At 37.4% G+C, this 12,595-nt stretch carries 7 protein-coding genes; 4 read left to right on the top strand and 3 right to left on the bottom strand.

The window, feature by feature from the left end:
• Positions 1-4: 4 nt before the first annotated feature.
• Complete coding sequence (gene xylA / locus CRO15_RS06860; RefSeq protein WP_097045073.1) at positions 5-1,330, bottom strand: xylose isomerase; 1,326 nt, start codon at positions 1,328-1,330, stop codon at positions 5-7.
• A 9-nt stretch (positions 1,331-1,339) separates the two neighbouring features.
• Positions 1,340-2,821 (bottom strand): xylulokinase, encoded by a 1,482-nt coding sequence (locus CRO15_RS06855; RefSeq protein ID WP_097045072.1) that lies wholly within the window; start codon positions 2,819-2,821, stop codon positions 1,340-1,342.
• A gap of 684 nt (positions 2,822-3,505) precedes the next feature.
• Between CRO15_RS06855 and CRO15_RS06850 the strand changes: the two genes are divergently transcribed.
• From CRO15_RS06850 to CRO15_RS06835, 4 genes are read left to right on the top strand one after another with little or no spacing between them, the layout of a single operon-like run.
• Positions 3,506-7,750 (top strand): response regulator, encoded by a 4,245-nt coding sequence (locus CRO15_RS06850; RefSeq protein WP_097045071.1) that lies wholly within the window; start codon positions 3,506-3,508, stop codon positions 7,748-7,750.
• Entirely contained in the window at positions 7,750-8,577 is an 828-nt protein-coding gene (locus tag CRO15_RS06845; RefSeq protein ID WP_097045070.1) for a CheR family methyltransferase, read from the top strand. Before CRO15_RS06850 ends, CRO15_RS06845 begins: the two co-directional genes overlap by 1 nt.
• On the top strand, positions 8,525-9,142 hold the full coding sequence (locus tag CRO15_RS06840; RefSeq protein ID WP_097045069.1) for a chemotaxis protein CheB: 618 nt from the start codon (positions 8,525-8,527) through the stop codon (positions 9,140-9,142). The genes CRO15_RS06845 and CRO15_RS06840 overlap by 53 nt, the downstream gene beginning before the upstream one ends.
• Position 9,143: 1 nt before the next feature.
• Positions 9,144-10,688 (top strand): hybrid sensor histidine kinase/response regulator, encoded by a 1,545-nt coding sequence (locus CRO15_RS06835; protein WP_097045068.1) that lies wholly within the window; start codon positions 9,144-9,146, stop codon positions 10,686-10,688.
• Between the two features lie 36 nt (positions 10,689-10,724).
• Here CRO15_RS06835 and CRO15_RS06830 read toward each other — a convergent pair whose 3' ends face one another.
• Entirely contained in the window at positions 10,725-12,581 is a 1,857-nt protein-coding gene (locus tag CRO15_RS06830) for a sulfatase family protein (RefSeq protein WP_097045067.1), read from the bottom strand.
• Positions 12,582-12,595 lie beyond the last annotated feature (14 nt).

Raw genomic sequence — 12,595 nt, 5'->3', positions numbered from 1 at the left:
TCTCTTAGGTATACTGATTCAAAATATTCTCGAACAATTCTTGTTTACCACTTATTTGTTCAGGCTCGCCTTGACCACTAGCATAATCATACAAATCTGTAAACGATAATCTACCGGCGACAAAATCGGCTCCTTTTCCAGAATCAAAAGAGGAATATCTTTTATGCAAGATTGATTCGTAGGGTGATTGTTGAATTACGGCATCTGCCGTCAATAATGCCCGCGCAAAAGTATCAGCACCGCCTATATGGGCCAAAAAGATATCTTCCAAATCCGTTGAGTTTCTTCTGGTCTTAGCGTCAAAGTTGATGCCACCACCTTGAAGTCCTCCAGATTTCAAGAAAACCAACATAGCTTCGGCAACTTCCAGAGTATTGTTTGGAAACTGATCTGTATCCCATCCATTTTGATAATCTCCCCGGTTGGCATCTATACTTCCCAACATGCCGGCATTGGCAGCCACCTGAAGTTCATGCTGAAAAGTATGTTGGGCCAGAGTAGCATGGTTCACCTCAATATTTAGCTTAAAATCATTTTCCAATCCATATTCACGAATGGAGTTTATTGAAGTAGCGGCGTCAAAATCATATTGGTGCTTTGTGGGTTCCATGGGTTTGGGCTCCACAAAGAAAGTTCCTTTAAATCCTTGACTTCTAGCATAGTCCTTGGCCATGTTCAAAAATCTTCCAATGTTGTCCTGCTCTCGTTTCATATCAGTATTCAACAAAGACATATAACCTTCCCGACCTCCCCAAAAAACGTAGTTTTCCCCATTAAGTGCAATGGTTGCATCCAAAGCAATTTTTACTTGAGCTCCTGCCCTGGCGACCACATCAAAGTTGGGGTTGGATGCCGCTCCGTTCATATATCTTGGATGCGAGAAACAATTGGAGGTACCCCAAAGGAGTTTAACTCCTGAGGCTTTTTGCTTCTGTTGAAGATAGGCTACTATCTCTTGAATTCTTTTTTCGGATTTTGACAAGGTTTCTGCTTCATCAACCAGATCATAGTCATGGAAACAGTAATGGCCAAAACCCATTTTTGTAATAAATTCAAAAGCAGCATCAGCTTTATCTTTTGCAGCCCTAATGGTATCACCTGAAGTTGCCCAAGGAAAACTCTTGGTACCAGGCCCAAAAGGGTCCCCTCCTGTTCCGCATAGGGTGTGCCAATAGGCCATGGCAAACTTAAAATGGTCGCGCATGGTCTTGCCGGCAACTACTTGGTCTGGGTTATAATGTTTGAATGCCAATGGGTTATCTGAATCCCATCCTTCATATTTAATATCCCCTATTCCTTTAAAAAATTCTTTATCTCCTAAAAGTGCCATGGTTGAATGTTATTTGTTTGTAATTAGTTCAAGTTCTTTTTTCCAATCGTTATATGCCTTTTCAAAAAGCGACAAACCCTTTGAGGGTTCGAAGGTCATTACATAATCATTCTTCATGAAAGATGAAAAAACATCATATCCTTCTGAAGCAACAATACACGCTCTGGCAGCACCTATCGCCCCTGTTGTGTCGTATATTTCTATTTCTTGCTGAATCAACGTAGCTATGGTATTGGCAAAAATCTCCGAACGAAAAAGATTGTCGTTCCCTGCGCGAATGACTTTGGGGTCGATACCATCACATTTCATAATCTCCATTCCATATACAAATGCGAAAGCAATTCCTTCAAGGGTAGCCCGGCAGAGATGTCCTCTAGTATGACGGTTAAGATCCAAGTTTACGATTCTTGTTCCCATATCTTGATTTAGAAGCATACGTTCGGCACCATTTCCGAAAGGAATGACACACAAACCATCGGAGCCTACCTCCACCTCATTGGCCAAATTGTTCATTTCTTCATAAGACGAAACGGCCAAATTGTTGAGTAGCCATCTATATTGGATTCCAGCTCCATTAATACAAAGTAATTTTCCAATATTTTTTGTTTTTCCCTTGATATAATTTACATGCGCAAAATTGTTGACCCGCGAACTTTCTTTTACGGACAGATTATCAGTAACTGCATACACCACTCCTGAAGTTCCACCTGTTGCAGCTACTTCGCCAGGATTAAGTACATTCAAGGATAAAGCGTTATTGGGTTGATCACCAGCGCGATACAAAATCGGAGTTCCTTCTAAAAGTCCACTTTCCATTGCTCCAGTTTGAGCAACCTCTCCCTGATTACCAAAAGTGTTTACGATATCAGGTATCAAATCTTGGGGAAAGCCATGGTAGTTCAATATGTCCGTTGAAATTTCATCCTTTTCAAAATTCCATAAAATTCCTTCTGACAGCCCAGATATTGTAGTATTGGTCCAACCCGAAAATCTATAGGCAATGTAGTCACCTGGAAGCATGAATTTATGGATTTCCTTGAATGTTTCAGGTTCATTGTCTTTAATCCATCGCAATTTAGACGCTGTAAAATTAGCAGGTGCGTTCAACAAACTATTGTCACAATGCTCAGGCCCAATAGTCCTATACGCCTTGTCACCTATATCAACCGCCCTGCTATCACACCAAATAATTGACTTTCGAAGGGATTTTCCGTTTTCATCCAATACCACCAGTCCGTGCATCTGATAGGCTATTCCGATGCCATTGATTTCTTTTTTGGAAATGTTATGGTGCTCTTTGATTTTCTTAATCCCATTGCAAACATGCTCCCACCAATCTTTGGGGTCTTGTTCTGCCCATCCTTTTTGGGGAGCATCTATTAACATTTCCTCCTCAGGTTCTTGAACAACCCCTACACTTTTACCAGTGGCGCATTCAACCAAAGCTACCTTAATTGATGAACTTCCTACATCTATTCCTAGATAATACATTGATTTCTAAATTGATGGAATTAATCAAATGTAAAAAATGTTCACTCTAATAAAACGTTCTACTCAGATATCTGGAATGTCATTCATTGTAGAGTGGATAAAAATCATGTTGGAATAATATTTCAATTAATTGTTTTTCAACCAGTTATATATCTTATGCTAATCATGAGAATTTTTCGAAAAGGTTTTCGTGAATTTTCGTTTGCTGGTAAATCCAATTCATTAGTCTTAAAATCCTGATGGGCTTCAATCTAAAGATTGCTCAATCCCATCTGGCCTTTCTTTCGATATTTGAAATTTATCGTTATAAATTCTATCCATTTGGGTAAAACTGCGATGGACCACAAACACCTTAATTTCCAAAACCAACTAAATGCACAAAAATTAAAACACCTTAAATTTTGGCATTAGGTTTTAATAAAACCAAACTATCTATCTCTCTGACAGCCGCTATTAGTTCAAATAGCACATCAATTAGTTTTTATGAGCACTGAAACATGTTTATAAAAGTTCTAAAACTTTGGTTTTATATATACAAATCAATCAAATTTTACGTTGTAGGTAAAACCTTACATTAAAACAGTACTATTATGACAAAAAGTTAAACATCAATTTTTGCTGGCACATTGGATTACGAGACACCTATGAAAAACAGATAAATCAGTACCAATAAATACGTATTCCATGCAAAATGCAGTTTCTTCAGAAGGAAGACTTAACAAGTCCGTAAGTTTGATAGTAGTTTCATCCTTAACGGCTTTCATACTTCTATCCATTTTAATCCTTTGGCTGGGTCAAAATGAGTTTACCACATTCACTTGGCTAGTAACAGGTATTCTCATAGCTTCTATCCTATTCACTGGAATATATGCATATGGGAATATTAAAAAAATGCTTTACGCTGGTAAACTTCTCTTACAAAATGATGCCAAAAACAAAGCAATCCTTAAAAATGCCGCTGACGGTATTGTAACCTTAAGTCAAGATTGGACAATCTTATCCTATAATAGGACCGCTGAAAGTTTGTTTCAATATAAGTTCGAAGAACTAAAAGGTAAAAAAATTGATGCATTATTGACTCATCAATCGGGTGTGCCTTATGAAGGGGTTGAGGATATTCAACTCACCAATAAGAATCAAAAAGTTACAGGTCAAAGAAAAGACGGAACCCTATTTCCCGTCCATTTATCATTAACCGAGGTCAATATAAATAGTACCACAATACTGACAGGGGTATTCCGTGACCTTACAGAAGAAATTCGACAACAGGAAGAAATTGAGAAAAGAACTCAGGAAATTGAAAAACAGAATTGGATAAAAACAGCTGTTTCCCAAGTATACGAAGCCACTAAGGGAGTACAAGATATTGATGCCCTTACCGCCATATTGAGTGGGGTTATTAGTAAGCTATTGCAAGCATCAATAGGCACCTTTTATTTAAACCAGCGTTTGTTTATTTCAGAATCTGACGAATTGAAGCTGTACGGAAGCTATGCGTTCAAAAACACCACGGGGCTGTCCAATAGTTTCAAGTTTGGTGAAGGATTAATAGGTCAATGTGCATTGGAAGGAGAATCTATTATTATCACAGATATACCTGAAGATTATATTGAAATAAACTCAAGCGCAGGGAAATCAAAACCCAAGGAAATAACCATAATTCCAATTAAACATAACAAGGAAATCATTGGGGTGATGGAGTTTGGAACCACTACGAGATTTAATAGTGCACAACAAGAGTTTATAAAAGAGATATGCTCTTCAATTGGGATTATTATCAAAGGGGTAGTTGAACGGGCCAAAACCGAAGAACTTTCCATTGAAATCAATAATCAGATATCAGCTATCAACCGTTCCAATGCTGCTATCGAGTTTGACCTTGACGGAAACATCCTTTCTGCAAATAGTCTTTTCCTTGACTTAATGGGATATACCTTGGATGAAATTAAAGGAAAACACCATAAAATATTCGTTGAAACGGAATTCTCAAAATCAAATGAGTATAAAGGGTTTTGGAAAGAGTTAAAGAAAGGGAAATTTAAACAGGGAGAGTTTGAGCGTATACAAAAAGACAACGAAACAGTATGGATTCAAGGATCATACAATCCAATACTTAATGTAGACGGACAACCTTACAAGGTACTTAAGGTTGCCGTAGATATTACAAAACAGAAAGAACAGCAGATAAAGACCGAAGAACTCTCAATTGAGATTAACAATCAAATTTCTGCAATCAACCGATCCAATGCTGCAATAGAGTTTGATCTTGATGGAAATGTACTCACTGCCAATGAGCTTTTTCTGGATCTTATGGGCTACACAATAGATGAGATAAAGGACAAACACCACAAAATATTTGTGGGGAATGCATACTCTAAATCAAAAGAGTATCAAGAGTTCTGGAAGGAACTCAAGGTAGGCGCATTTAAACAAGGGGAGTTTGAGCGGAGAACAAAAGACAGAAAACCCGTTTGGATACAGGGTTCATATAATCCCTTATTAGATGCTGAAGGTAAACCCTATAAAATTCTTAAAATAGCAGTTGACATTACTGAGCAAAAGAAAATTCAGTTTGAAGTACAAAAACAGAAAGAAATTGTAGAAGCACAGGAGGAAGAACTAAGAGTCTCCAATGAAGAATTGACCAAACAGGCCAACCAGCTACAAGCTTCCGAAGAGGAATTGAGGCAACAACAAGAAGAACTGGAAAAGGCTAATGTAATGTTAGAGGAGAAGGCTCAACAACTTGAAGAACAACATCTATATACCGTTGAGAAAAATGCAGCATTGGAACAGGCGCAGGAAGCTCTAGTGATTAAAACGGAAGAACTTGAGAAAAGTGGAAAGTACAAATCGGAGTTTTTGGCCAATATGTCACACGAGCTTAGAACACCCCTCAATAGTGTAATCATCCTTTCCAAATTGCTTCAGGACAACAAATCTGATAACCTTACTGACAAACAGATTGAGTTTGCCCAAATTATCAATAAATCTGGTGAAGACCTGCTCAGTTTAATTAATGAAGTTCTAGATCTTGCCAAAGTTGAATCTGGAAAAATAGAACTGGAAATTGAATCACAGAACTTACGTTCTTACGCAGAGGAAAGTCAGAAAACCTTCATTGCCATTGCAGAGGATAAAAAAGTGAATTTTGAATTGAATGTTGATGATTCCCTTCCTGAAACATTTTCAACAGATAAGCAACGACTAAATCAAGTGATTAAAAACCTCTTGAGCAATGCCTTTAAATTTACCGATCGGGAAGGTACGGTCACATTAAAATTCAAAAACAGTAAAACGCTACCAAAATTTACAAATCCAACACTTTTAAAAAGTGAAAAAGTACTTCAAATTGCAGTAACAGATACAGGTATTGGTATTGCCCCAGAAAAACTTGAATCGGTTTTTGAAGCTTTTGTTCAAGAAGATGGAACTACACAAAGAAAATACGGAGGAACAGGTCTTGGACTTAGTATTTCCAAAGAATTAGTAAAACTGCTGGGAGGGGAAATATTTGTGGAAAGTGAAATTGGGCAAGGATCAACTTTTACACTCTTTTTACCTTTTTCAACACCGGAAAACATACAATTAAAGTCAACTAACCAAAAGACGAGCGAAGAAAATCACACTCCGGTGAGTGTGCACGAATCAACTCTTAAGGAAGACGTTGTTGCACAACCGGTGGAATTAAATACAGGAAAAAAAGTTTCCGATAAAAAACTTGAAGGAGTTATTGCAGATGACAGGGATTTGCTCAAGAAAGGGGATAAAACCCTTCTCATTGTTGAGGATGACCTTCAGTTTGCCAAGGTACTTTTAGATCAAGCAAGGGAAAATGGTTTTAAAGTACTAGTAACCAACCAAGGAGATAAAGCACTTCAACATGTAGAAACATACCTCCCCAATGCCATTATTCTAGATATGCAACTACCCATAATGGATGGGTGGACCGTACTTAAAAAACTCAAAGCAAATGAAAAATATGCCCATATTCCAGTTCATGTTATATCTGGTATAGACAAAACAAAACTTGGTCTGGAATTAGGTGCAGTTGAGTACTTGGTAAAGCCCATAGCTCTTCATACTCTTGAGCAGACTTTTTCCAATATATCAAAAACCATTTCTGGTACTGATGTTAAAAAAGTACTGATTATTGAAGATGATGAATCCAACAACAAAGCTTTGCAAGAAATGGTAAAAAGCAAGCAGTTGGAAGCCGTGGCTGCTAAAAACGCCAAGGATGCCCGCAAGCTATTTAAAAATGAACATCCTGATTTGGTTGTTCTGGACCTGGGATTACCCGATATAGATGGTATTGAACTATTGGATGAGTTTAAAATGCAGAAAAAAGAAGTTCCAGTAATTGTATTTACCGGCAGGGAATTGACCAAAAAAGAATTAAAGCAAATAGAAAGACACCAGGACACTTCGGTAGTTTTAAAGACCACCAGATCGTATGATAGACTTTCAGAGGAAACGGAACTCTTTATGAACATGCTAAATTCCACACATACAGATTATAAAGTATTACCTCCTAAAGAATTTGCTTCGGAAGATATCATAAAAGGAAAACGAATACTTATTGTGGATGACGATATGAGAAACATATACGCACTCGAAACTGTGTTGGAAGAAGAACAGGTTGAAGTAACCGTGGCTACAAATGGTGAAGAAGCTGTAGATGAAGTTAGGAACGGTGAGTTTGATGCTGTACTAATGGATATTATGATGCCTGTAATGGACGGGTACGAAGCCACAAAAAAAATAAGAGAACTCGGACACAAAAAACTACCAATTATTGCCTTGACTGCCAAAGCAATGAAAGGAGATCGCGAAAAATGTCTTGAAGCGGGAGTCAGTGACTATATGTCAAAACCTCTAGATGTTGAAAAACTATTGTCACTATTGAGAGTTTGGTTATACAAATAATGGAAGTACTGTTAGAAATTACGCAAGCCGAATTGGCTGACTTTATAGAGATATCCAACAACCTTTATGGTGTAGATTTCTCTGGATACGCTCAAGAGTCATTGAGAAGGCGAGTATTGCGGCTCATGAAGCTCAAAGAATGCGATACATTTGCTGCTTTCAAGTATTTCCTGGCCAACCAAAAATTAACCGATAATGAACTGTTGAACGAGATTACTGTAAATACTACAGAAATGTTCAGGGATCCTGAGGTTTTTAAGTTCTTGAAGGAAGAAGTATTTGACATTATGGAGACCTATCCCAGAATCAATATTTGGCATGCAGGCTGTTCTACTGGTGAAGAACCTTTAAGTCTTGCCATTCTATTAAAAGAACATGGATTGTTAAAAAGATCAGTTCAATACTGCACAGATATCAATTCTGAAGTACTCGCACAGGCCAAAAAAGGAATTTACGAATTAAGAGAGATGAAAGAATACTCCACCAATTATATAAGATCAGGTGGAGAACAATCTTTATCAGATTATTATGTAGCCAACTACGGTAATGTAAAAATGAACAAAGGATTAGGTAAAAGCATGGTCTATACAAAGCATAGTTTAGTTAACGGCTCATCATTTAATCAAATGCATATGATTATGTGCCGCAATGTCTTTATTTATCTGACCACGGAACAACAAAATAAGGTACTACGGTTATTTCTGGACAGTTTGTCCCCTCGTGGTTATCTTATTTTAGGAGCAAAGGAAAGTGCAGTTTTTTCAACTGTTTTTAATGAACTCGAAACAGTCAATGGTAGACTTAAAATATATAGAAAGAAAAAATAGAGAACCTATCAAGGTAGTCCTCTTTTGCGGCTCTTCCGGTGCAATTAATGTGTTGGAAAATTTTCTATTAAATATAGAACAAGGCCTAAAAGTAGCAATTGTAGTGCTATTGCATAGAAAAAAGGGAACCCAGGATTATTTGGTGAAATACTTGAATCAGAAAATATGTGTAAAGGTGCTTCCAGTGGAACATGGTATTCAAATAGAAAAAGGAATCATTTATATAATTCCTGCAGGATACCACTGTATAATGGAAAAAAATAGGACCCTTAGCCTTGATCTTAGTGAAAAAGTAATGTTTTCCAGACCTTCTGCAGATGTTTCGTTGGAGTCATTTTCATTCAATTTAAAAGAACAACTGATAGCTATAATAGTTAGTGGAGCAAACGCTGATGGGGCAAACGGTGCCAAATGGGTGGCTAAAAGAAATGGAAAATTAATAGTGCAAACGCCCAAAGAGGCTTTTGCCAAAACAATGCCCAGTTCGGTTCTTGAAGCCGTGGACAGGGTGGACCACATAGTGCCAACAAACGAACTTTATAACACTGCCGCTAAATATTTTTGAAATGGACAAAGCAAAAATTCTTATTGTAGATGATTTGGTGGAGAATTTATATTCTCTGGAACAGATTATTGAAAAAGAAGACCGGGAAATAATTTCGGCCACCAGCGGAAATGACGCCTTAAAACTGGCAAGAAAACATGAATTTGCTTTGGTCATTACAGATGTTCAAATGCCAGAAATGAACGGTTTTGAATTTGTGGAAATCTTTAGGAGCAAAAAGAATACACAAAATGTTCCGGTCATATTCGCTACCGCAATAAACAAAGAGAAAGAATATGTCATAAAAGGATATTCAGAAGGTGCTGTGGATTATTTGTACAAACCTTTAGATCCAGACATTGTATCAGCAAAAGTTGACATTTTTGTTACACTTTACAATCAAAAAAGGGCATTGGAGCTACAATACAAGGAATTGAAAGACTTGAATCAACTCAAAAACAAATTTCTTGGAATAGCCGCCCATGATATAAGAAATCCACTGGCCATAATAGAGTTTTATTCCAAATCATTATTAAATGAGCTAGGGCCTATTTTAGACGACCCAGCCAAAATTCAAGAATTAGAGAATATTTTTGTTTCAACAAAATTTGCCCAAAATCTTGTAAATGATTTCTTGGATATTAGTAAAATGGAATCTGGAAACATTGAGCTGGAAGAGGAAATGGTAGATGCTCGTCATTTTTTAGAAACCAACATTCTATTTAACCAAGTTTTCGCAAGTAAGAAAAATATCCGTCTTGTTGGGAAAATCAAAATTGATAATCTCAAGACAGCTTTTGATAAAAACAAGATGAATCAGGTGCTCAACAATTTGATTACCAATGCAATTAAATTTTCACACGAGGGCACTACAATACATCTAAATGCCCAACAGAAAGGAAATCATTTAATATTATCCATACAGGATGAAGGTCAGGGAATTCCCGAAAAAGAGATAGGTCATTTATTTGATCCTTTTGCCAAGACCTCAGTAAAATCTACTGCGGGGGAAAAAAGTACAGGACTCGGGCTCATGATTGTAAAAAAGATAGTGGATGCGCACAATGCAAAAATATCAGTTACAAGTGAAGTTGGGGTTGGATCATGTTTCAATATTGAACTTCCTCTAAAAACATTGGAACCCAAGGAAGTAGTATCCATCCAAACAAATAACCAAGAAATTGGTGAGCTTGATGAAAAATTAAATATTGTTGTTGTGGACGATGATATTCTTATGCGGACACTTTCTGAAGTAGTGTTCAGCAAGATTGGAGGAAACATTACCATGCTCGAAGATGGAGAAGCGCTTTTAGATCAAGTAGATAGCATAGGTCCCGATTTAATTTTTACAGATATCAACATGCCAGGTATCAGCGGTTATGATTTGGCTAAACAAATCAGAGATATGGGTATCGATATTCCAATTTTTGGGTTAACAGGACTCATCAATGATGAAGTGCACGCACTTTCTAAAAAATCTGGGATTGACGGTGTTTATGAAAAACCACCCGTAGAAAACATGCTAAAGCATTTAATCTCCCAGATTAATGAGGAACGTTTGACATAGTACGCCTGTTTACATATGATATAACTCCATTTTATTTTACGGGGCATGGTTCCATTTCTTCAATAACGAAGTACACATTCTTATATCAAATGCTTTTGGATTTTTCTTTCCTTTATTATATACAACAAAGGTCTCCTTCTGTATCTCCTGGCCATTTTCATCAACACAATCAATAATATTCAGAGCTCTAACACGTGTAGAAATATTATCACTTTTTAATGCCGTCAATAACAGTGCTTTTCCTTTTTCAGGCTCAGCAATTCTATACAAGGCCTCCGCAATAACCAAAAATGCAGTTTCTGAAGAATCCGAAATGGTTTTTTCCAACATATCGAGCTCTCCTTTTGCATCATCTCCCAAAATCAAAAATCCGGTGGCTGCCCAATACCGAATTGCACTGTTTTTAGAATTTAAGGATGATACAAGTTTGGGAATATCCTTTTTTGTGGCGTGCATGGCAAAATCTGCCATAGTGATCAATGAATCTACGTCAACTTCCTTCTGACTATTTCGCATTACGTCATAAAGTGGTGTATTTGATTGAATTTCCGCATATTCTTCCTCTGGAATGAAGCCAACATCCTTGATATTGGACATCCAATCCCGATTGGCTTTACGCAGACGTTCCAAAACTGAGAGATATGTGCTGTCTTCCGCAAGGTTGTTTATTTCCCAAGGGTCATTTTCCGTATCATATAGTTCTTCTACTGGTTTTTCATTCCAAAAAACACTTTGTGTATCATTGCAAAGCCCATTTGTATAAGCTTTTTCCCAAGATCTTGTGGATGGGGCATTCCATAGGTAATTCAAATGTTGCCCATAAACCCTATACGGCATATAATTGCGTATATATCTGAACTTTTTATCCCTTGTAGAGCGACTCATATCGTAGCGCTCATCCATGCGGTCTTTAAACATAAAGGCATATTCCGGGTCATCGGTTTTTGCTTCACCCAAAAAGGCCTCGCCTTGCATAAATTCAGGAATGGGAAGCTTACACAGACTCAAAATGGTGGGCGCCAAGTCCACAAAACTGACCAATCGACTTACTTTATTATCACCAGTTGTTTTTGGGTTTAGGTGCTCAAATTTTTCAGGAATATGGACAATCATCGGAACTCTGGTTCCTGTTTCATAAACAAATCGTTTGCTCCGGGCCAAAATTCCGCCATGGTCACTATAATAGAAGATGATGGTGTTTTCATATTCACCACTGCGCTTCAATTCTTCAAGAAGCTCCCCCAATTGGGTGTCCATATTTTCAATTTTGTCATAAAATTGCGCCCAATCATGTCTTATCTCAGGGGTGTCCGGATGGTAGGGAGGCAATACCATATCCTCTGGTCGGTGTCTAAGGTCATTTTTTGGGGTGGTTTTGTGGATAGAACTCTCATGCGAGGTCCCTATGTTGAATATGGCAAAAAATGGTTGGCCTTCTTTTCTATTTTTATAATGGGCATTTGAACTTGATTCATCCCAAATATCCATAGCCTGTTCCACATTTATATTATAGTCCTCTTTCCTGTTGTTGGTACAATAATATCCCGCTTGCCGTAAGTAGTTTGGGAAAAACTTGACATTATCCGACTTATTGTACTTGCTTCTCATATGCTGATGCCCATTGCTATTGGCGTAGACCCCTGTAATTATGGTATTTCTTGCAGGTGCGCAAACTGGTGCATTGGCATAGGCATGGGTATACAGAAAACCAGATTTGGCCAAATCATCAATATTGGGAGTATTGGCAAATGAATCACCATAACAACCTAAATATGGGCTATTGTCCTCACTTACAATCCATAAAATGTTTGGCTTTTTTTCTTCTTCTTTTGAGCATGAAATCAATGTCAAAACAACAAGAATACCCAACAATTTCACTTTAATGTACTCCATCTTTCTTCGCTATT

The sequence above is a fragment of the Flagellimonas pacifica genome, from assembly GCF_900215465.1.
Taxonomy (GTDB): Bacteria; Bacteroidota; Bacteroidia; order Flavobacteriales; family Flavobacteriaceae; genus Flagellimonas; species Flagellimonas pacifica.
The sequence above is the reverse complement of the archived record's forward strand: the minus strand, read 5'-3'. Positions and strand labels throughout refer to the sequence as shown.